Source organism: Streptosporangium sp. H16, assembly GCF_051918855.1.
Lineage (GTDB): Bacteria > Actinomycetota > Actinomycetes > Streptosporangiales > Streptosporangiaceae > Streptosporangium.
This window is the reverse complement of record NZ_JBPXMD010000042.1, coordinates 1-21,044: the sequence shown is the minus strand read 5'-3', so window position 1 is coordinate 21,044 and position 21,044 is coordinate 1. Positions and strand designations below refer to the sequence as shown.

The 21,044-nt window shown below is 72.0% G+C and carries 19 protein-coding genes; 7 read left to right on the top strand and 12 right to left on the bottom strand.

Annotated elements, in window-relative coordinates; translation table 11 throughout:
• Positions 1–29 precede the first annotated feature (29 nt).
• Positions 30–653 (top strand): TetR/AcrR family transcriptional regulator, encoded by a 624-nt coding sequence (locus ACTOQ2_RS38745; RefSeq protein ID WP_440106182.1) that lies wholly within the window; start codon positions 30–32, stop codon positions 651–653.
• A gap of 27 nt (positions 654–680) precedes the next feature.
• Here ACTOQ2_RS38745 and rhaI read toward each other — a convergent pair whose 3' ends face one another.
• From rhaI to ACTOQ2_RS38730, 3 genes are read right to left on the bottom strand one after another with little or no spacing between them, the layout of a single operon-like run.
• Positions 681–1,826: an L-rhamnose isomerase gene (gene rhaI, locus ACTOQ2_RS38740; RefSeq protein ID WP_440106180.1), complete on the bottom strand. Its 1,146-nt coding sequence runs from the start codon at positions 1,824–1,826 to the stop codon at positions 681–683.
• 14 nt (positions 1,827–1,840) lie between these two features.
• Entirely contained in the window at positions 1,841–2,158 is a 318-nt protein-coding gene (locus ACTOQ2_RS38735; protein ID WP_440070755.1) for an L-rhamnose mutarotase, read from the bottom strand.
• Between the two features lie 58 nt (positions 2,159–2,216).
• Positions 2,217–2,465 (bottom strand): hypothetical protein, encoded by a 249-nt coding sequence (locus ACTOQ2_RS38730; protein WP_440106178.1) that lies wholly within the window; start codon positions 2,463–2,465, stop codon positions 2,217–2,219.
• A 538-nt stretch (positions 2,466–3,003) separates the two neighbouring features.
• On the opposite strand from ACTOQ2_RS38730, the gene ACTOQ2_RS38725 reads away from it, so the two are divergent.
• The 3 genes from ACTOQ2_RS38725 (at position 3,004) to ACTOQ2_RS38715 (ending at position 5,872) form a co-directional block, all read left to right on the top strand.
• A complete protein-coding gene (locus tag ACTOQ2_RS38725) occupies positions 3,004–3,516 on the top strand; it encodes a hypothetical protein (protein ID WP_440106176.1) in 513 nt (170 codons plus the stop codon).
• Between the two features lie 179 nt (positions 3,517–3,695).
• Complete coding sequence (locus ACTOQ2_RS38720) at positions 3,696–4,028, top strand: YnfA family protein (RefSeq protein WP_362694554.1); 333 nt, start codon at positions 3,696–3,698, stop codon at positions 4,026–4,028.
• Positions 4,029–4,171: 143 nt separating this feature from the next.
• The gene (locus ACTOQ2_RS38715; RefSeq protein ID WP_440106173.1) at positions 4,172–5,872 is read left to right on the top strand and encodes a rhamnulokinase; all 1,701 of its coding nucleotides are present in this window, start codon (positions 4,172–4,174) and stop codon (positions 5,870–5,872) included.
• Here ACTOQ2_RS38715 and ACTOQ2_RS38710 read toward each other — a convergent pair.
• Positions 5,759–7,477, bottom strand: a complete 1,719-nt coding sequence (locus tag ACTOQ2_RS38710; protein ID WP_440106171.1) for an IlvD/Edd family dehydratase — start codon at positions 7,475–7,477, stop codon at positions 5,759–5,761. The genes ACTOQ2_RS38715 and ACTOQ2_RS38710 overlap by 114 nt on opposite strands.
• 89 nt (positions 7,478–7,566) lie before the next feature.
• On the opposite strand from ACTOQ2_RS38710, the gene ACTOQ2_RS38705 reads away from it, so the two are divergent.
• A complete protein-coding gene (locus tag ACTOQ2_RS38705) occupies positions 7,567–8,580 on the top strand; it encodes a zinc-dependent alcohol dehydrogenase (RefSeq protein WP_440106168.1) in 1,014 nt (337 codons plus the stop codon).
• Positions 8,581–8,673: 93 nt separating this feature from the next.
• On the opposite strand, the gene ACTOQ2_RS38700 is transcribed toward ACTOQ2_RS38705, so the two are convergent.
• The 5 genes from ACTOQ2_RS38700 to ACTOQ2_RS38680 form a co-directional block, all read right to left on the bottom strand.
• Entirely contained in the window at positions 8,674–9,516 is an 843-nt protein-coding gene (locus tag ACTOQ2_RS38700; RefSeq protein ID WP_440106166.1) for a carbohydrate ABC transporter permease, read from the bottom strand.
• Entirely contained in the window at positions 9,506–10,531 is a 1,026-nt protein-coding gene (locus ACTOQ2_RS38695) for a carbohydrate ABC transporter permease (protein ID WP_440106164.1), read from the bottom strand. Before ACTOQ2_RS38695 ends, ACTOQ2_RS38700 begins: the two co-directional genes overlap by 11 nt.
• 1 nt (position 10,532) lies before the next feature.
• Entirely contained in the window at positions 10,533–11,825 is a 1,293-nt protein-coding gene (locus tag ACTOQ2_RS38690; RefSeq protein ID WP_440106162.1) for an ABC transporter substrate-binding protein, read from the bottom strand.
• Positions 11,826–11,947: 122 nt separating this feature from the next.
• Positions 11,948–13,588: an FAD-dependent oxidoreductase gene (locus ACTOQ2_RS38685; RefSeq protein WP_440106160.1), complete on the bottom strand. Its 1,641-nt coding sequence runs from the start codon at positions 13,586–13,588 to the stop codon at positions 11,948–11,950.
• 62 nt (positions 13,589–13,650) lie between these two features.
• Positions 13,651–14,682 carry a LacI family DNA-binding transcriptional regulator gene (locus ACTOQ2_RS38680; protein WP_440106158.1) on the bottom strand — a complete coding sequence of 344 codons (1,032 nt, stop codon included), beginning with the start codon at positions 14,680–14,682 and terminating at the stop codon, positions 13,651–13,653.
• 232 nt (positions 14,683–14,914) lie between these two features.
• Here ACTOQ2_RS38680 and ACTOQ2_RS38675 point away from each other — a divergent pair, with 232 nt between their 5' ends.
• Entirely contained in the window at positions 14,915–15,946 is a 1,032-nt protein-coding gene (locus ACTOQ2_RS38675; RefSeq protein WP_440106156.1) for a hypothetical protein, read from the top strand.
• A gap of 168 nt (positions 15,947–16,114) precedes the next feature.
• Positions 16,115–16,597 (top strand): metallophosphoesterase family protein, encoded by a 483-nt coding sequence (locus tag ACTOQ2_RS38670; protein WP_440106154.1) that lies wholly within the window; start codon positions 16,115–16,117, stop codon positions 16,595–16,597.
• 259 nt (positions 16,598–16,856) lie between these two features.
• On the opposite strand, the gene ACTOQ2_RS38665 is transcribed toward ACTOQ2_RS38670, so the two are convergent.
• The 3 genes from ACTOQ2_RS38665 to ligA form a co-directional block, all read right to left on the bottom strand.
• Complete coding sequence (locus ACTOQ2_RS38665) at positions 16,857–17,705, bottom strand: LLM class flavin-dependent oxidoreductase (RefSeq protein ID WP_440106152.1); 849 nt, start codon at positions 17,703–17,705, stop codon at positions 16,857–16,859.
• A 165-nt stretch (positions 17,706–17,870) separates the two neighbouring features.
• On the bottom strand, positions 17,871–19,169 hold the full coding sequence (locus ACTOQ2_RS38660) for an MATE family efflux transporter (RefSeq protein ID WP_440106150.1): 1,299 nt from the start codon (positions 19,167–19,169) through the stop codon (positions 17,871–17,873).
• A 238-nt stretch (positions 19,170–19,407) separates the two neighbouring features.
• The coding region (ligA, locus tag ACTOQ2_RS38655; protein ID WP_440106148.1) for an NAD-dependent DNA ligase LigA at positions 19,408–21,044 on the bottom strand (1,637 nt) is incomplete at its 5' end.

The following is a 21,044-nucleotide window of genomic DNA, read 5'->3' as shown; positions in this document are numbered from 1 at the left end:
TTTCCGTCCGGCGGACAGCGGAGAGGCACATGACACGCAAGCCAGGCGCCTGGGAGTGGAGCCGCACGGCGCAGACTCGTACGAGCATGCTCAGTGCCGCCAGGGAGGTCTTCACCGAGCACGGTTTCGCCGACGCCGGGGTGGCCGACGTCGTCGAGCGCGCCGGTCTGAGCATCGGTAGCCTCTACCACCACTTCGGCGGCAAGACCGAGCTGTTCCTCGCGCTGTGGGAGAACCACCAGGCCGAGCACGAGAAGAACGCGGCCTCCGCGGTGTCGAAGGCCCGCCAGTCGGGCACCCACGATCCCCTGGAACTGTTCGTCGCCGGCGCCCGCGCCTTCCTCGAGGGGTCGTGGGAACGGCGGGATCTGGCCCGGCTGTTCATGGACGGGGGCGGGCCCCCGGGGTTCGAGCTGATGCGCCGCACGCGCGGTCGCGAGTGGGTACGGCAGAACGGTGTCCTGCTCGGCGCGGGCGGCACCTCCCTCGACCGCCTGACGGTCGCCGTCCTGACGTCGGTCATCGGCGAGGCTGGCCGCGAGGTGGCGACCTGCGACGGCGAGGTGGAGGCGGAGCGGATCATCGAGGCGGCGATCGAGCTGATCCGCCGCCTCGACCCGCTGCGCGCCCCCTCTACGGCCCCACCTCGATGACGTCGGCGCCGATCAGGTCGGCGACCGTCAGGCGCCCCAGCCCGCCTGGGCGCCGCCGACCCGGTCGGCGGCGATCTTCTCGAAGTAGCCCGACCTGGCGTACGCCGCCATCGGGTCGGGGTCCAGGCCCAGCTCGGCGCGCACCTCGGCCAGCAGGGGCCGCACGTCGGTGTTGTAGGCGTCCATGACGACCGCGTTGGCCCCGAGCACGTCCCCGGCCGACTGCGCCTTCGCCAGCGCCTCCCGGTCCACCAGCAGCGCCTTGGCCGTGGCCTCCTGCACGTTCATCACCGACCGGATCTGCCCGGCGATCTTCGGCTCGATGTTGTGGCACTGGTCCAGCATGAACGCGACGTCCTCGGTGAACCCGCCCCCGCCGATCACCTCGACCATGATGCGGAACAGCTGGAACGGGTCGGCCGCCCCCGCCATCAGGTCGTCGTCGGCGTAGAAGCGGGAGTTGAAGTCGAAGCCGCCCAGCTTGCCCTCGCGCAGCAGGAACGCCACGATGAACTCGATGTTGGTGCCCGGCGCGTGGTGGCCGGTGTCGACCACCACCTGCGCCTTGGGGCCCAGCTTCAGGCAGTGCGCGTACGCCGTCCCCCAGTCGGGCACGTCGGTGGCGTAGAACGCGGGCTCGAACAGCTTGTACTCCAGCAGGAAGCGCTGGTTCTCGCCCAGCCGCTCGTACACCCGGCCCAGCGCCTCGGCCAGCCGGTCCTGGCGGGCGCGGATGTCGTCCTGGCCGGGGTAGTTGATCCCGTCGGAGAACCACAGCTTCAGCGTGTCGGAACCGGTGGCGTCCATGACGTCCACGCAGTCCAGCAGGTGCGCGAGGGCCTTGGCCCGCACCCGCGCGTCCGGGTGGGTCACGCTGCCCAGCATGTAGTCGTCGTCCTGGAACACGTTGGAGTTGATCGCCCCGATCCGCACCCCCAGTCGCGACGCGTGCGCGGCCAGCGCGGCGTAGTCGTCGACCCGGTCCCACGGGATGTGCAGCGCCACCCGCGGCGCCACCCCGGTGAACGCGTGCACCTGCGCGGCGTCCGCGAGCTTCTCGAACGGGTCCCTCGGCACCCCCCGCTGCGCGAACACCTTGAACCGCGTGCCCGAGTTGCCGTATGCCCACGACGGGGTCTCGATGACCTGCGCCCGCAGTGAATCCTTGATCATGAATCGGTCCCCGATCAGTTGAGGTGGAAGACTTCCTCGAGCGCGACCATGCCCTCGTCGGGGCGGCCGTCGAGGCTCTCGAAGAACGGCGCCATCTCGGCCTGCCACCGGGCGTTGACCTCGGTCGCGGCCATGGCCTCGCGGGCGGCCTCGAAGTCCTCGGTCTCCAGGTAGCCGACCAGCAGCCCGTCCTGGCGCAGGAAGAGCGAGTAGTTGTGCCAGCCGGTCGCGCTCAGGGCGTCGAGCATCTCCGGCCACACGGCGCGGTGGCGCTCGCGGTACTCCGCCAGGCGCTCCGGCCGTACCTTCAGCAGGAAGCAGACACGCTGCATGGGCTGGCCTTTCTTGGGCGCGGCCCGCGTCCCTCGGGGCACGGGCCGCTCCGGGACGTCAGAAGTCGAACTGGTCGATGTCGGAGGCGTCGAAGGTGAACGGCGGGCCGAGGACGATCTCCCCGTCCTTGCCGATCGTCCGCTCGCCGAGCTTGCCGGCCTTCGCCGGGGCGGAGGACGCGGGGGCCGCCGGGGCGGCGGAACCCGCCGAGTCCTTGGTGGTGCCGCCGCCGCAGGCCGCGAGCGCGATCGACGGCAGACCGGCCACCATCGCGGCGGGAACGGACCTTCGCGAAACAGTGAACATGAGCGCTTCCTCAGGAAGTGGGGTGGTCGGACTCCTATGAAAAAACGATTTAACCAGTTGAGCTGGACAGTAGAACCAAGCTTCGCCGGGTGTCAATGGCACATGAATGTGCCGTTTCCTTAGCGTTACACGACCTCCGCCTCCGGCGGCCCGGCTCCCCCGGGCAGCCCCGCCGGGCCCGCGGCCCGGCAGCCGAGCCGCGATCCGTTGCCACGTTTTAACCTTCCCGGCACCCGGCGGGGCGTGACATGGCCGGGAACTCCCCGTTCGCGGCACGCCGCGCGGAATCCGAGCGGCCGTTCCACCGGATGCCATTCCCCGGGCTCCCTGCCACCTCGGCCCGCAATCCGGCGAGCCTTTTGCCAATCAACCTGGGGAATTGCGTGAATTGCCAGCCTTTGTAGCTGTTTTGGAAGTCCATCCGGGCACCGCGACCCCGTACGGGAAACCGTGTGAGCACTATGACGCAGACGGCCGCCCGAATGGCCGCTTACATAAAGGGCGTCAGCAGTTCACAGATCAGAGAGGCATCACCGACATGTCGCGTAAGCGTCGCAACATCACCGCCCTGGCACTGACGCTGGCCGGGCTGGCGACCACCGCCGTCCTCGCGTCCCCCGCCCACGCGGCCGGGGCCACCGTGACGGTGGGATCGTTCGGGAACATGTCCGTCGTGGGCACGACCGGGAACGACAGCATCGACATCAACCTGTTCAACGGCAAGATCAACGTGACCTCCAGCCTGCACTCGGTGACCGCGGGCGCCGGATGCACCCAGCAGGGGCCCAGCACGGTCTCCTGCTCCGGGGTCTCGACCATCATGGTCAACGTCAGGTCCGGCGACGACACCGTGCGCAACAACACCTCCCTGTTCACCGAAATCTTCGGCTCGGCCGGTCTCGACCGCCTTTCCGGCGGTTCCGGCCGCGACATCCTCGTCGGCGGCACCGGCAACGACGTCCTGACCGGCAACGGTGGCAACGACACCACCGACGGCGGGCCCGACGTCGACACCTGCAACGGAGAGACCGAGGAGAACTGCGAGCTGTAGAGGAGGTCACCTGGCCGCACGGGAGCAGGCCAGGCCGGGGGCGGGTGACGGCACCGCGGGGGCGGTGCCGCCACTCGCCCCGGGACCGTGACACGCGGGACCGGTGCCGTCACGCGGCCCGGCACGTCCCCCCGCGACCCGGGCGCGCCCGGGTCGCGGGGGGACGCTATTTTCCGAACATGACGATCGCCCGTTCACTGCTGTTGTTCGCGCTGGCGGCCGTCGCCGAGATCGGCGGCGCCTGGCTGGTCTGGCAGGGGGTCCGCGAGCAGCGGGGGCTGCTGTGGATCGCCGCGGGGGTCGTCGCGCTGGGGGCGTACGGGTTCGTCGCCGCGTTCCAGCCCGACGCGAACTTCGGCCGGGTCCTGGCCGCCTACGGCGGGGTGTTCATCGCCGGATCCCTGCTGTGGGGGATGCTGGCCGACGGTTTCCGTCCCGACCGGTGGGACCTGATCGGCGCGGGCGTGTGCCTGGCGGGGGTCGCTCTGATCATGTACGTCCCGCGCGGGTGAAGCGGGAGAAGCCATCGTGAAAGGGCCGCGGGAAAGGCCCGCGTGGCCGATCCCGGAGAGAAAGGCGAATCCACCGATAGTTTCACCCACCATTTCTGATATATCCCCCGTATCAGGAAAGTCTTTCCGGTTACCCTTGGACCGTGCCCGTCTACGTGGCCGTGGATCTCGGACCTGAGAGCGGCCGGGTATTGACCGGCGAATTCGATGGTGAACGGCTCGCGGTGCGGGAAGTGCACCGCTTCGCCAACCGTCCCGTCCGCGTTCTCGACGGCCTGTACTGGGACGTGCTCGGACTTCTCACCCAGGCCCGCGGGGGCATCGCGCTGGCCGCCTCCCGCGGCCGCCTCACCAGCGTGGGCGTGACCGCCTGGGGCGGCGACTTCGCGCTCCTCGACCGCACCGGGCGGCTGCTGGCCAACCCCCGCCACCACCTCGACCCCTACACCTCCGGCCTGACGGGTCTCGTCTCCTGGCAGGACCACTACGAGCTGACCGGCGTGCGCCCCGGACCCGGCACCACGGCCTGCCAGCTGCTGGCGCACGCCGGGTCCCCGCTCCTCGAGGCGGCCGACCACCTGGCGATGATGCCGGACCTGTTCACGCTCTGGCTGAGCGGCGAGATGCTCGCCGAGCGGACGGTCGCGAGCACCAGCCAGCTGCTGGACGCCAGGACCGGCCGGTGGGCGGACAGCCTCATCACCCGCCTGGGCCTGCCCGGCCACCTGTTCGCCCCCCGGCTCGCCGAGCCCGGCACGGTCGCCGGGCCGCTGCGCGGCGAGAGCGGGAGCGGCGGGGGCGGCCGGATCAGCCGGAACGGGAGAGGTCCCGGCGCGACCGTGGTCGTCGCGGTGGCCGGCCACGACGCCGCCTCCGCGGCCGCGGCGCTTCCCGTCTCCTCCGGCTCGGTCGGCCACATCTCCTGCGGCCCCCGCTCGCTGGCGGGGCTGGAGCTCGACGCGCCGGTCACCAGCCGGGCGGCCAGGCTGGCGGGCTTCACCAACGAGGGCGGTGTCATGGGGACCGTGCGCTTCACCCGCGCCCTCAACGGCCTGATGCTGCTCCAGGAGTGCCGCAGGGCCTGGGGGGTGCGCGTCTCGTACGCGGATCTGGTCGCCGAGGCAGCCGCGGCGCCCGCGTTCGGCCCCCTGATCGACCCCGGCCACCCGTGGTTCCTCGAACCGGGTGACATGCCGGCCAGGATCGCGGCCTACTGCCGGTCGACCGGCCAGGCGCCGCCCGACGGCCGCGCGCAGACGGTGCGCTGCGTCCTGGAGAGCCTCGCGTGCTCCTACCGGTGGGCCCTGGAGCAGGCCGAGTTCCTCAGCGACCGGCGGGTGGAGGCCGTGCACCTCGTGGGGGGCGGGGCCGCCAGCGCCACGCTCTGCGGGCTCGTCGCCGACTTCGCCGGGCGGCCGGTGCTCGCCGGTCCGGTGGAGGCGACCGCCGTGGGAAACCTGCTGGTCCAGGCGATGGCCGACGGCCGCCTCGGCTCCCTCACCGAGCTGCGCGAGGTGGTCCGCCGCTCGTTCAGGCCCCGGCCGTTCACGCCCTGCGCGCAGCGGGAGCCGTACGAGATCGCCTACTCCCGCTACCGGCGGCTGGCCGGCATCGACAGGTTCTGGAACGGCGCGGGGGCCGGGCCGGACGCCGTCCACCGGGCGCGCCCGGCCCGTCACGCGGCGTCGGCTCCGCCGGCGGAGTCAGCGGAGCCGACGGGGCCGGCGGCCTCAGTGGGACTCGCGGGCGACCGCGTCACCGCTGGAGCCGACGAGGAAGTCGAGGTCGGCACCCCGGTGGGCCTGCATCACGTGGTCGACGTAGAGGCGTTCCCAGCCCCGTGACGGCGCGGCGAAGGCCGCCCGCATGGCCTCCGAGGGGTGACGCCTGGCCAGGTCCTCCCGCGGGATGTCGAGGTCCAGGCGCCTGGCCTCGACGTCCAGGATGATCGGGTCGCCGGTCCGCACCAGGCCGAGCGGGCCGCCCGCCGCGGCCTCGGGCGCCACGTGCAGGACCACCGTGCCGTACGCCGTACCGCTCATCCGGCCGTCGCAGATCCGCACCATGTCGCGCACCCCGCGTTCCAGGAGCTTGGCCGGCATGGGCATGTTGGCCACCTCCGGCATCCCCGGGTAGCCCTTGGGGCCGCACCCGCGCAGCACGAGCACCGAGGAGGCGTCCACGTCGAGGTCGGGGTCGTCGATCCGCGCGTGCATGTCCTCGATGCTGTCGAAGACCAGGGCTCGGCCCCGGTGGCGCATCAGCTCGGGCGAGGCGGCGGCGGGCTTGATGACGGCCCCGGACGGTGCCAGGTCGCCGTACAGGACGGCGATGCCCGCGGCCTCCTGCAGCGGCTGGCCGCGCGGGCGGATGACCCTCTCGTCCCAGATCCGCGCGTCGTCCAGATGATCGGCCAGCGGCCTGCCGGTCACCGTCAGCGCGTCCGGGTCCAGCAGGTCGCGCACCTCGCGCAGCACGGCCAGCAGCCCGCCCGCGCGGTGGAGGTCCTCCATCAGGTGGCGGCCCGCCGGTTGCAGGTCGACCAGGAGCGGCACCCCCGCGCCGGTGCGGTCGAAGTCGTCGAGGGAGAGCTCGACGCCGAGCCGGCCCGCGATGGCCAGCAGGTGCACCACCGCGTTGGTGGATCCGCCGACGGCGGCCAGCGCCACGATGGCGTTGAGGAAGGATCCCCTGGTCAGCAGGGCGCTGGGGCGCAGATCCCGCTCGACGAGCTCGACGGCGAGCCGCCCGGTCTCGTGGGCGCCCTCCAGCAGGCGGCTGTCGGGGGCGGGCGTGCCCGCCAGGCCGGGGACGGTGGTGCCGAGCGCCTCGGCGACGCAGGCCATGGTGGAGGCGGTGCCCATGGTGTTGCAGTGGCCCCTGCTGCGGATCATCGACGACTCCGAGCGCAGGAACGCCTGCTCGGTCAGGGTGCCCGCGCGGACCTCCTCGCTGAGCCTCCACACGTCCGTGCCGCAGCCCAGCTGCACGCCGCGGAAGGTGCCGGTGAGCATGGGCCCGCCGGGGAGCACCACGGCGGGCAGGTCGACCGAGGCCGCGGCCATCAGCAGGGACGGGATGGTCTTGTCGCAGCCGCCCAGCAGCACCACGCCGTCGATCGGGTTGGCCCGCAGCATCTCCTCGGTCGCCATCGCGGCCATGTTGCGCCACAGCATCGCGGTGGGCCTGACCAGCGTCTCCCCCAGCGATACGACCGGCAGGTTCATCGGGACGCCACCGGCCTCCCAGATGCCCCGCTTGACGCTCTCGGCCACCTCGTCGAGATGGGAGTTGCACGGGGTGAGGTCGGAGGCCGTGTTGGCGATCGCTATGTGCGGCCGGCCGTCGAAGGCGTGCGAGGGCAGCCCTCGCCGCATCCAGGCCCGATGGATGTATGCGTTGCGGTCGGTTCCCGCGTACCACTGCGAACTACGCCGGTCCGCCGTCACGTTCTCAGCCCCATTTGCCGAACGGTAGTCTACGGAACCCGATTCTTGTACCTCCCGCCTCGCCCGGCGGCGTCTGGAAGGTTCCACCCGTGAGAGCGTTCGTCGTGACCGGGCCTCGCCGATTCGCCGTGCTGGACGTCGAGCCGCCGGTTCCCGGTCCCGGGCAGGTCGTGGTCGACGTGGAGCGGGCCGGGGTGTGCGGCACCGACATGGAGTTCTTCAGCGGCGAGATGGCCTACATCGAGGAGGACAACGCCCGCTATCCCATGCGGCTTGGCCACGAGTGGTGCGGGACGGTCTCCGCCGTCGGCGAGGGCGTCGACGACGGCTGGATCGGCACCCGCGTCACCGGCGACACCATGCTCGGCTGCGGCAGGTGCCGCCGCTGCCTGGGCGGGCTGCAGCACGTGTGCGAGGACCGCTTCGAGATCGGCATCCGGGGCGGGTGGCCGGGCGCCCTCGCCGAGCGGCTTCCCGTGCCGGTCACGGCGCTGCACGTCCTGCCGGACACGGTCGACGCGGTGGCCGGGGCCATGGTCGAGCCGGGCGGCAACGCGCTGCGGGCCGTCGAGGCCGCCGCCCTCGCCCCCGGCGACCGGCTGCTGGTGCTGGGGCCGGGGACAATCGGCCTGCTCGCCGCCCGATTCGCCCTGGCGCACGGGGCCGAGGTCCACATCGTGGGCCTGTCGGAGCCGTCGCTGGAGTTCGCCCGCACCCTCGGGGTGCACGGGGCGTGGACCTCGGACCGGCTTCCCGATCTCCCGTTCGACGCCGTCATCGACGCCTCCAACGCCCCCGGCCTGCCCTCCCTCGCGGTCGACCTGGTGGAGCCGGGCAAGCGGGTGGTCTACATCGGCCTGGCGCCGACCCCCAGCGCCGTCGACACCCGCGTGCTGGTGCTCAAGGACGTCACGGCCATCGGCATCCTGAGCGCCTCGCCCGGCCTGGCGGGGGCGATCGAGCACTACGCCTCGGGCTCGGTGGACCCCCGGCCGCTGGTGGCGGCCGTCGTCGGGCTCGAGGAGGTGGGCGAGATCCTCTCCGGTTCCCGCCCCGCGGGAGCCGGCCCCGGCCCCAAGATCCACGTCGACCCCCGGGTTTGATCCGGTCCCGCCGGTGTCGAGCTGCCCGCCGACGCCCTCAAGGAGCTCGACACGATCGGCGGGTGACCGCCGCCGCGCCGCCGGAGGAGGCTCTCAGCCCTTCAGGCCGGTGTGGGCCAGGCCCTCGATGAACTGCCGTTGCGCGAGCACGAACACCACCAGCACCGGCAGGGCGGTCATCGAGGCGGCGGCGAGCTGGACGTTCCACATCGGCCCGCCGTAGGCGTCGACGAACTGGGTCAGCGCCTGCGGGAGGGTGAACCTCTCCGGCGAGGAGAGGTACACGATGGGTTCCAGGTAGAGGTTCCAGCTGTGCAGGAACGTGAAGATCGCGACGGCGCCGAGCGCGGGCCTGGCCAGCGGCAGCGCGACCCTGTAGAAGGTGCCGAACCGGCCGAGCCCGTCCACCCGGGCGGCCTCCTCCAGCTCCCCGGGCAGGCTGATGAAGAACTGCCTCATGATGAAGGTGGCGAGCACCCCGGGCGCGCCGAGGATCGGCACCAGGATCAGCGGCCAGTGGGTGTCGGTCAGCCCGAGCCCGTGGAACATCTGGAACAGCGGGACGATCGTGACCTCGCTCGGGATGAGCAGCCCGAGCAGCACGACGACGAACAGGGCGTTCTGGCCGGGGAAGCGGATGCGCGCGAAGGCGTACCCGGCCATGGCGGCCACCGCCATCGTGCCGGCCGTGACGACCAGGGCGATGTAGAGGCTGTTGAGGTACTGGCCCGCGAAGGGCTGCAGCCGGAAGACCTGGCCGTAAGCCGAGAAGTCCCAGTCGGCGGGCAGCAGTCTCGGCGGGAAGGCGAAGATCTCGCTGACCGGTTTGAGCGAGGAGGTGACCATCCACCAGGTCGGGAAGACGAAAGGCACGCACAACACGCACAGCAGGCCGTAAAGGAGCGTCTTCCGCCGTACCGGTATCTCACGTTTCATTGAAGACCCACCTTCTGCGCATCCGCCACTGCACGACGGTGAGCAGCGCCACGATCGCGAACAGCAGGACCGACAGCGTCGCGCCGTACCCGAAGTGATGGAACTGGAAAGCCTGCTGGTACAGGTAGTAGACGAGGACGGTCGTCGACATGCCGGGGCCGCCCTGGGTGAGCACCGCGATCTGCGCGAACACCTGCAGCGACCCCACCACGGTGATGATCGAGGTGAGCAGGATGGTCGGGCTGATCAGGGGGACGGTGATCCGCAGGAAGCGGGTCCGGGCCCCGGCGCCGTCCAGCTCGGCGGCCTCGTAGAGCTGGGCCGGCACCCCCTGGAGGGCGGCCAGGAACAGCACCATGTTGAGGCCGACGTTCTTGAGGACCTGGACGACGACCACCGAGAGCATCGCCGTGCCCTCGCCGCGCAGCCAGTTGGGGCCGTCGGCCCCGGCGGTGGCGAGCAGGCCGTTGAGGCCGCCGTCGTCCTGCAGCAGGAACTGCCACACGATCGTCCAGGCGACCAGCGAGACCACCACGGGCGAGAAGAACGCCGTACGGAAGAAGGTGGTCCCGCGCAGCCGCTGGTTGAGCAGGATCGCCAGGACGAGGGCGAGGCCGAGGTTGAGCACGACCAGGCCGACGGAGAACAGGGCGGTTCCCCCCAGCACCTCGCGCAGGTTGGGGTCGGCGAGCAGCCTGTCGTAGTTCTCCCCGCCGACGAACTCGAAGGTCCCGGCCAGCACGTTCCACTCGTGGAGGCTGTACCACAGGACGAGCCCGAGCGGCAGGAGCACGAACAGCAGGCTGCCGAGGAGTTGCGGGGCGACGAGCAGGTACCCGACCAGGTTGTCGCGGCGGCGCACGGTCCAGAACGCGCGGCCCCCGCCGCTCCCTGGAGCCCGGCGAGCCCGGCCGCCGCCCCCCGCGCTCACCGTGCTCTCAGCGGCCCGCCCGCCGGGGGCCGGCCGGGCGTCGGCCCGGCCGGTCACCGCGGATCCGGAATGTGACGCGGCCACGTCACGCACCCAGCATCGGCTGGATCTTGGCGCACACGCCGCCCAGCACGGCCCTGACGTCGGCGCCGGGCTGCCAGAGCGGGTCGAGCGCGGCCCGCACGGTCTGCGACAGCTCCGCCTGGCCGGTGTGGTTGGGCTTGACGACGCCCTTCTCGATGCCGCTGATCACGACCTTCTGCAGCTGGCCGGGCTTGAGCAGCGGGTTGCTCCTGGCCATGGTGTCCGCGGTGAGCTGGGAGGCCCGGGGCGGCGGGAAGTAGGCGGCGAGCTTGGCCGAGTTGGCGGGGTTGGTGAAGAAGGCGAGGAAGTCGGTGGCCGCCGCCGCGTTGGCGGACTTCTTGAAGACGCCCAGGCCCGCCTGGCCGATCACCGAGTACTCGCCCTTGGGCCCGGCGGGCAGCGGGACGAGGTCCCAGCCGAACTTCGCGTCCTGCAGGAGGGAGGCGCGGGAGATCTGGGTGATGGTCATCGCCGAGTCGCCCGCGAAGAAGTCGGCCGTGGTGCCGGGGCCGGGGAACGCCTTGTCGGTGAAGATCGACTTGTGCAGGAACGTCATGGCCTCGGCCATCTCGGGGCTGTCGAACCCGCAGGTCTTCCCGTCCTCGCTCCAGGCGCGGGCGCCCCAGCCGCCCCACACCGTGGCGAGGTTGTCCCAGCCCTTGTAGTCGAAGTCGCGGACGACCATGCCCGCCTTGCCGGTCTTCGAGGCGACCGCGGCGTTCTGGGCGGCGACCTTCTCCCAGGTCCAGGTGCCGTCCTCGATCATCTCGGCGGGGGTCTTCTGGCCCGCCTTCTTGAGCAGGTCGGTGTTGACGAACACGCCGAACGGCGAGGTGGAGAACGGGTAGGCGTACAGCTTGCCCTCGGCCTGCCAGAGCTTGACCGCCGACGGGGTGAGGTCGTCGAACTCGTACCCCTGGGCCTTGGCCAGCGTGTCGTCGAGCGGCGCCAGCGCGCCGGAGGAGACGAAGTCGGGCGCGGAGCTCTCCAGGATCCAGGCCAGGTCGGGGGCGTTGCCGCCGGCGATCTGGGTGGTCAGGGTGGTGGTGTAGCTCTCGAAAGGGATGGGGTCGAACGTGATCTCGCCGACGTCGGGGTGGGTCTTCCTGTACTCGGCGGCGATCTCGTCGAACAGCTTCAGGTGGGCCTCGTTGGAGGTCCAGATCGTCATGCGCAGCGGCTGCGGGCCCTGCGCGGCGGGGGTGGCCCCGCCTCCCACGCCTCCCCCGCCGCATGCCGTCAGGGTGAGCAGCGCCGCCAGCGCGACGGCCGCGGGCTTTGCGAATGGTTTCATGATCCGATCTCCTTGCTGGGAATCCCCCGGCGGTCGTGGTGGGTGACCGGTCGCCCGGCGGCCGGTGCCGCTCGTCCGGTCGGTAGCCGATCGGTGGCCGGTCGTGGCCGATCGGTGGCCGGTCAGTAACCGGTCACCTGCGGCCAGCGCAGCTCGACGCCGTCGCGGGTGAGCCGCCGCTGGAAGCCGGCGAGCAGGCCCTCGTCCTCGCGTACGGCGTGCGGGGTGGTGGCGTTGTCCAGGCAGAAGGCCGCGAGGGCGCCCGCGGCCTCGCCGACGTTCCACTCCACCGGGTGCAGCCGGTAGGCCCCGTTGGTGATGTGGGTGGTGCCGATGTTCTTGGACGCGGGCAGCAGGTTGGTCATCCGCTGCGGGACGAGCGCGCCGAGGGGGATCTCGAACGGAGAGCTCGCCACGTCGATGTAGTTGTCGCCCCCGGTGGAGGGGTGCAGGTCGATGCGGTACATCCCCACCCCGACGGAGTCGGCGTAGCTCACCGCGCCCTTGTCGCCGCGCACCGCGAGCGACAGGTCCTGCTCGGCCACGGTGTACAGGGCGCGCACGCGGCGCGACTCGCGGATGTAGGGGGCCTGGGCCAGCCCGCCCTCGCCGCCGCCGGTGACGTCGCCGCGCAGGCGCAGGCCGGGAAAACCGGTCCCGCCGTCGGCGCGCGGCGCCTCGGTCTGCATCCAGTACAGCACCGAGCGGGACAGCTCCCGGGCGGCGGCCACGTGCGCGGCGGCGTCCGGCACGTCGATGACCGGGCCCTCCAGGTAGTCGATCATCGGCCAGTTGACCAGGGTGATGTCGCTGTCGTAGGCGCCGTCGGCGAAGTTGCGCCGCGCGGCGATCCTGCGGAACGTCCACAGGTTCGCGTCGCCGGGGTTGAGCCGCTGGTCGGCCTCCACCAGCAGCGGGTCGTCGTCCGGGTTGGGGGTGAAGGAACGTTCCACGATCTCCAGGGTCCTGGGATGCGGGCAGCGCCAGGACAGCAGCCGGTCGCCCCAGAAGCCGGGCTGGTAGCTCTTCCAGAACTCGTAGGCGGCGGGCCTGTCGATGGTGTGGTCGCCGTCGACGTGGTCGATCGCGAAGCACACCGAGACGGCCTGCATGTTCATCGGCTGGGCCTCGGCGGGCGCGCTCGGCTCCCCGGTGTCGCCCTGCGACTCGAACCCCGTCACGTACTCGGTGCCGGTCAGCGGCAGCAGCTCGCCCGTCTCGGTGGCGTCCAGCACGTACGGCGCGACGGCCGTGACCTCCTCTCCCCCGCTCCGGTGCTCCAGGCGCACGGCCCGCACCCGGTCGCCGTCGACCTCCGCGCCGACCGGTCGGTACGGCTGCAGCACGCGCAGCCGCCCCGAACCCCGGTACGGCGCGAGCATGGCCTCGATCACCGCGACCGCGACGCGCGGCTCGTGGCACAGGCGGCTCACGTGCCCGGCGCCCGGGTTCAGCTCCCGCCAGGCCCGCGACCGCCCGGTCAGCGGGTAGTGGTCGCGGTAGTAGCCGCGGATGCCCTCGCGCAGCGCCCGGTAGGAGGCCGTGACGCCGAACCGCTCCACCCAGGAGTGCTCGTCGGGCGGCACGGCCTGGCTGGTCAGCTGCCCGCCGAGCCAGTCGTACTCCTCGGTCAGGATCACGGTGCGCCCGGCCCGCAACAGCGCCAGGGCGGCGGCGACGCCGCCCAGCCCTCCGCCGACGACCACCGCGTCCGCCGATATCTCCACCACGTCGGGGGTCTCTCCCATCATCGTCGTTCTCACTGCCTTCTCGCCGTTCCCGGCGCTCTCGCCGCTTGCGGCGCTCTCGGTGGTCTCACTGCCGGTCAGCTCCGGACCGGCGCGAGCGTGGATCCCTCGACCAGCTCGCAGGCCAGTAGCTCCTGCGGCGTCCCCCCGCCGCTCTCCAGCACCTCCGCCAGCAGCTCGACGGCCCTGCGGCCCATCTCCTGCCGGGGGATGCGGAACCCGGTGAGGTCGACGTCGACGCGGACGGGCCTGGTCGGCGCGCCCAGCGCGAGGATCGACAGGTCGCCGGGGATCGTGAGACCCCGCTCGCCCGCCGCGTGCATGATCGCCACGGCGTCGGCGGGCTCCTCGACGAAGGCCGCGGTCACCCCGGTGGCCGACAGCTCCCCCAGGATCTCCTCGGGGGTCCTGCCGATCACCGGCACGTGCGACCCCTCGGCCCCGACGGCGGCCACCGCCTCGCGGAAGCCGCGCATGCGGTCGGCCGGCGACTCGGCGCCCGCCCCGGTGCCGACGTAGGCCAGCCTCCGGTGGCCGAGCCCCGCCGCCCGGTCGACCAGGGCCCGCACCGCGGGCGAGTAGTCGGCGCCCACGTACGGCACCGGAGCGCCCGCGTCGTCGCGGCGGCCGATGGAGACGAAGGGGATGCCCTCCGCCAGCAGCCGGGCCAGGTCGTCGCGGTCGACGGCGCGCCCGAGGAGCACGCAGCCGTCGGCCAGCCGCACCCGGCTGTCCTCGTTGAAGATCCGGCGCCGCTCCCCCGCGGCCCTGGCGCTGGTGAACAGCAGCAGGTCACAGCCCATCTCCTCGGCGCACTCCTCGATGCCGAGCAGGAAGGGATGGTAGAAGTCGGCGCTCGCGGTCGGGAAGACCGCCTCGTAGGTGAAGACGCCCAGGATGCGGTTGCGCCGCTCGGCGAGCCGCCGGGCGATCGGGTCGGCCACGTATCCGGTCTCCCTGATCACCCTCAGCACCCGCTCGCGCGTCTCCGGGGCGATGCGGACCTCGGCGTCGGTCCGGTTGTTGAGAACGAGCGACACCGTCGTCTGGCTCACCCCCGCGATGCGGGCGATGTCCTGCTGGGTGAGCCGGCGGCCGGGGGAGGTCACGATCCGTAGCGTCCGATCTGCTGATAATGCGCATTAGCGAGGTTGGGACGTCATCCTGCAATCAGCCACCGGATCCTGTCAAGAGTCGAGCACCTGGATCATGAAACGGAAATTTAGCCGGTGATAATTCGTATTAGCACCTTGACGAGCAGACGCGTCCGGCCGAACCTTTGCGATCAGAGAGATGTCCTCACCATCACTCACGGTGAAAGTTGTCGCGAAGGGACGGTCAATGTCTGAACCCCTCCTGGACCGCCGCGGACTCCTGCGCGCGGCGGTCGGCGCCGGTGTGGCCGGCGGCCTCGGGCTCGCCCTCCCCGGGGCGGCCACGGCAGCGATCGCGGAGACGTCCGCGCCGGCCGGTACGGCGGCCGCGCTGGGACCCGCCGGATTCCCCACGTACCAGTACATCGGCACGCCGTTCGACAAGGCGAGCCTGCGCTACAACCCGACCAACGAGCTGATCTTCCCCTGCGTCCGGGGCATGTACGACAAGATCGCCGGCCCGCTGGGGCGCTACTACCTCTACTACGCCCCGCACGACGCGCCCGGCGGCATCTGCCTGGCCTACGGCGACTCGCTCGGCGGCCCGTTCACCGAGTATCCGAACAACCCGATCATCTCCAACACCTGGTCACCGCACTACTCGGTGAGCCACGTCTCGTCGCCGCACGTCATCTGGAACGCCGCCGACCGGCGGTTCCGCATGTACTTCCACGGCGAGAACAACACCACCCGGATGGCCTGGTCGACCGACGGCGTGCGCTTCACCTACCACGGCACGGTGCTGACCACCGCGATGATCCCCGGCTCGACGGAGACCTCCTACGCCCGGGTCTTCGAGCACGCGGTCCCGGGGCTGGGCAACAGGTACGTCATGCTCTTCATGGGCGTCACCGGCGGCTCCCGCAAGATCTTCTGGGGCTGGTCGTCCGACGGCGGGGACTGGCGGTTCGACCCTGCCCCGCTGGTGTCGCCCGCCCTCGACGGGCAGAGCGACCTGTCCGGGCCGCACCTGCTCAAGCGCAACGGCACCGCGTACGTCGTCTACCACGGCAACAGCGGGAACATGTTCCTCACCGAGGTTGGCAACGCCTTCGACCGGGAGGTCCACCTCGGCGTCTTCCACCGGCCCCTGGCCGGCGCCCCCGACAGGGGACGCAGCGCGGCGCCCTCCTTCGGCACCGACGGCGGCGTGGAGTACATGTTCTACGAGGCGGGCCAGCGGAGCGGGTCGACGATCGCCGTCGCCCGCGCCGTCTAGGAACGCGCGCCCCCGGACGGTTCGCCCCGGCGCGACCGTCCGGGCCGGGCTCGCACGGCCCGGCCCGGAACCCGCCGAGCGCCATGCGACCCGAGGGGCGAGCCGCCTGGCGTCCCCGGGAAACCCGGGAAAGGGGCCTTCCCGCGACGGCGGTGGGAGCATGGAGGCATGAACGTGGTGGTGCTGTCCGACACCCACGCGCCCCGGCGGTGGAAGTCGTGCCCGCCGGCCGTGGCCGAGCACCTGCGGGGCGCGGACCTGATCCTGCACGCGGGCGACGTCTGCGTCGCCGGGGTGCTGGACGAGCTCGCCGCCTACGCCCCGGTACGCGCGGTCAAGGGCAACAACGACGGGCCGGACGTGGTGGCCCCCGAGACGCTCGAGCTGGATCTGGGCGGGCTTCGCGTGGCGATGATCCACGACAGCGGCGCGGCCCAGGGGCGGATCGCCCGGATGCGGCGCCGGTTTCCCGAGGCCGACCTGGTGGTGTTCGGGCACTCCCACATACCTCTGGACCACGGCGACGACGGGTTCCGCATCTTCAACCCCGGATCACCCACCGACCGCCGCCGCCAGCCCCACGGCACCCTGGGCACCCTGCGCGTCGAGGAGGGCCGCCTCGTCGAGGCGAGGATCATCCCCGTCACCTGACTCCCCGGCGACGCGGGAACCGCGAACGGCCCTCGGCCACTCGTCGATCAGCACGGCGGCCGCCACCGCCTTCGGCGCCCGCGTCTCCTCCGCCGGATCCGGGGGCACGTCCAGGACCGCTCGGGATCTGCCACCGGGACCGTCCTCGGCTCGGTCGCCGTGCCGAACACCGGAGGCCGGAACCCGGTGATCCACCCGGCCGGAGGCGGCGCCGGCGGAAGATCCGGAAAGCCCCTCCCCCGGCCGTCCGCCGTGGCCGTCAGACGACCAGGTCGGCGAGGCGGTCGACCTGGTCGGCGTCACGGGCCCAGCAGTAGAGCATCACCTCGTCGGCGCCGAGGTCCGTGAACGCGCCGATCACGTCGCGGATCCGCTCCGGCGTGGTGAGCATGTTCTCGACGACCCGGGTGGTGTCGCCCAGGAAGCCGTAGTAGGAGGTGATCGCCTCCGTGGCGTCCCTGACGGTGTCCTCGGGGCCGAGGGCGACGTTGACCTGCGCGACCATGCGAGGCCGCCCGTGCCGTCCCGCCTGGGTCCAGGACCTCTCGACGTCGCGCATGAGCCCGTCGGCCATGCCGGCGGGTGCGGCGCACAGGTACCCGTCCCCCCATTGGGCGACGCGCTCCACGGCGGCGGGGGCGAAGGCACCGATCAGGATCTCCGGGCCGCCCTCGCGGACGGGGGCCGGGCCGATCGGGCCGACCTCCTCGCTGTAGGGCTCACCGGACCAGACGCGCCGCAGCGTCGCCAGCTGCCGGTCGAGCCGGTGCCCGCGTCCCCGGACGTCGACTCCCGCGGCGTGGTAGTCGTCCTGGCGCGTCCCGATCCCGATGCCGAGGGTGAAACGGCCTCCGGACATGCGGTCCAGGGTCACGGCCTGCTTGGCGAGCAGCACCGACTCGCGAAGGGGACCGAGCAGCACCTCGGTCTGTACGCGGATCCGCGAGGTCGCCCCCGCGATGGCCGCCAGCGTGATCATGGGCTCGGGGTTCGAGTAGACGAGACGGTCGAGCAGGCCGAGGGTGGTGAAGGGGCCGGCGTCGGCACGCCGGGCCCAGGAAAACAGCGACAAAGGATCGCTGATGGGCAGGCCAAGACCTACGTTCATGGAATCCAACCTCCAGAAGGGCATGCGATGACAACTGCCGCCCTTCCAGCACCGGACACGGTCACCGTGCGCGGCGCGCTCCCGTACTGCGACGTCTTTCCGGGGAGCGCGATCCTTGGAGTGCCACCATTCTACCCGCCACCGCATCCCCTCCCCCACCCCAGCTCACACCCGCACGGGTTCCGCGGGTACGCCCACCCGCGCGCTGTGCCGGAGGAAACCGCCGCCCTGCAGTACGAGGATGAGCACGCCCGTGGCGGCCAGCGCCGCCCACAGGCCGGCCAGCCCCCAGGCCGCCGTCACCGGAGCCGCCGCCAGCGCGAGCAGGCCGTACCCCGCCACGGCCGACCCCAGGCCCCAGGCCGGGCGCCTGAGCCCGGTCAGGCCGGCGGACATCGCGATCCCGCAGCTGTTCGCGGTGGCGTAGAGGGCCAGCAGCGGCACCAGCGTGAAGGCCAGGGTCAGTACCTCCGCGTCCGAGGTGAACAGGCCGATCACGAAGGTGCCGAAGAAGGTCAGCACGAGTGCGCCCGCGACCGCTCCGGTGGCCGCGAGCAGCAGCGCCACCCGGTTGACCAGGCGGGCGGCGGCGGGAGAGGTGGCCCTGGCGATCTCCGGCGCCGACGCCTGGCCGACGGCGAACGCGGTCAGCGCCAGGAACTCGGCCAGCGATCTGAGGATCGCGTGTGCGGCCGCCCCCTGCGCGCCCGTCCGCGCGACGACGTAGGTCAGGCTGCCCAGGACCGTGAACTTGATCAGCACGGTGGCGGACAGCGGGATGCCCACCCGGGCCATGCTCAGGATCTCGCGTGACCGGGGGCGTCCGGGCCACAGCGGCTGCCCGGCCAGTCCGGGGACGCGCAGCAGGCAGACGTTCGAGACCGTCACGGCGACGGCCGTGGAGACCACCAGCGCGATGCCGGTGCCGTGGACGCCCAGCCGGGGCACGAGGGCGACGAGCAGGACCACCTCGGCGGCCGTGCTCGACAGGCTCGACCAGAGCACCTGCCGGCTGCGGCCCAGCGCGATCAGCGCCGCGTTGGCACCGCCGCCCGCGGACAGCAGCAGCACGTTCAGCGCCAGGAGCGGCGGCAACATGCCGAACTCGGCCGTCACCTCGCCGGGTACCCCGCTCGCCCGCGCGATCAGCGGGACGCAGAGCACGACACCGGCACCCGCCGTACCGAGCGCGATGGTCAGCCAGCGCGCGTCACGCAGGATCGGCAGCGCCTCGACCGGGTTCTCCCGATGGGGCGCCACGAACGGCGTCATGCCGCGCAGCCCGGCGGCCACCGCGGCGGTGACCGGGTTGAGGACGGCGCCGGCGAGCGCGAAGGCGGCCAGCGCCGCCGTCGCCCGGTGTCCGAGCAGGGCGGTGCTGACGAGCTGGGCGATGATCCCGGCACTCATGGACAGGAAAAGGGGAACGGCCGCGCTCAGGATCGCGCGAAGAGGAGAGGACATGAACACAAAATCCCGGGGGGTTCGCCCGCCCGGGATGCATGATCAGTATACCATCCGGTTCGCGTGACGATCGCCGAGCCGGTCACGGCTCCGATCATGAGCAGCGTCGCGACCCCGCCGTCATCGTCTCGGCCGGTCCACCTCGCGCAGGCCCCTGCGAAGAGGCAGGCTCCTACGAAGAGATCGCCACGCGGCTGATTCGAGCTCGTCGATCAGAGGAGCCGCCTCCGGCCCCTGATCAGATGAACGGGCCGACGAGGCCGGCGAACTCCTCCGCGCCGACGATCCGCACGCCCAGGCTCTCGGCCTTGGCCCGCTTGGAGCCCGCGTTCTCCCCGGCCACCAGCAGGCTCGTCTTCTTCGAGACGCTGGAGGAGGATTTGCCGCCGGCGCGTTCGATCAGCTCGTTCATCTGGTTGCGGGTCAGCGCTTCCAGCACTCCGCTCATGGAGCCGGTGACCACGACGGACATCCCGGCCAGCGGCAGTTCGGACGTGCCGTCCGCCTTGACGCCGGTGCCGGTGTCAGGGCCGGGGGCGGCGGGTGGCCTCCAGCCGGGCTCGGTCATGGTGACCCCGGCCGCCACCAGCTTGTCGATGAGGTCGGCGAGCTCGACCAGCTCGGCCACCACCCCCGGGGCCTTCTTCGGGCCGAGGCCCTCGACCGCCTCGATCGCCTGGGCGTCGGCGGTGCGGATGGCGTCCATGCTGCCGAAGTGCCGGGCGATGCGGCGGCTCATGGAGCGGCCGGTGCCGCGCACGCCCAGCGCGCAGAACACCCTGCTGAGCGGCTGGGCCTTGGCCCGCTCGATGGCGGCGAGCAGGTTGTCGGTGCTGGTGGCGCCCATCCGCTCCAGGCCCAGCACCTGCTCGCGGGTCAGGGAGAACAGGTCGGCGAAGTCGGCGATCAGCCCGGCGTCGAGCATCTGCTGGATGCGGCTCTCGGCCAGGCCCTCGATGTCGAGCTGGTCGCGGCCGGCGGCGTAGCCGATGGAGGCGATCGTCCGGCAGGCGCGGCCGCGCACGCACCGCCACCGCTCCTGGGAGGCGTCGATCTCGTCGCCGCACAACGGGCAGACCCGCGGGATCGGGATCGGCCGCTCGTCGCCGGTGCGCAGGTGCACGACCGGGGCCTCGACGCGGGGGATCACGTCGCCGGCCTTGTAGACGACCACGGAATCGCCGAGCATCAGGCCCCGGCGGGTGATGTCGGCGACGTTGTGCAGGGTGGCGTAGGTGACGGTGCTGCCGTCGAGCACGACCGGCTCCAGCACCGCCCGCGGGGCGATGATGCCGCTGCGGCCGACGTTCCACTCCACGTCGAGCAGTTTGGTGATCTTCTCGGTGGCGGGCAGCTTGTAGGCGATCGCCCACCGGGGCGCGCGCGAGCTGAACCCGGCCTGCGCCTGGTCGGCGGCGAGGTCGCACTTGATCACGATGCCGTCGATGCCGAAGGGCAGCTCGGCCCGCCTGGCGGCGATCTGCTCGACCCGCTCCTGGATCCGCTCCAGGGTGGTGGCGACGATCCCGCCGACGTCGGTGACGGCGGGGGTCTGCGCCCCCTGGGCGGCGACCCACGCCATGACCTCGCTGTGCGGCAGCTCGCGCAGCCGCACGGCCTGCTCGGAGGTGTCATCGGGGCGTGACAGCGCGCCGTAGCCGAAGAACGTCAGCTCGCACACGTACGGCCGGTCCTGGGCGCGCAGCGTGCCGGCGGCGGCGCTGCGCGGGTTGGCGAACGTGGTGCCGTCGTGCGCCTGGCGCTTGAGGCACGCCTGCTCGAACTGCTCGGCGGTCATCATCACCTCACCGCGCAGCTCCACCGTGACCGGCTCGGCCAGCCTGGCGGGCAGCCCCACGATGGTGCCAATCGCGT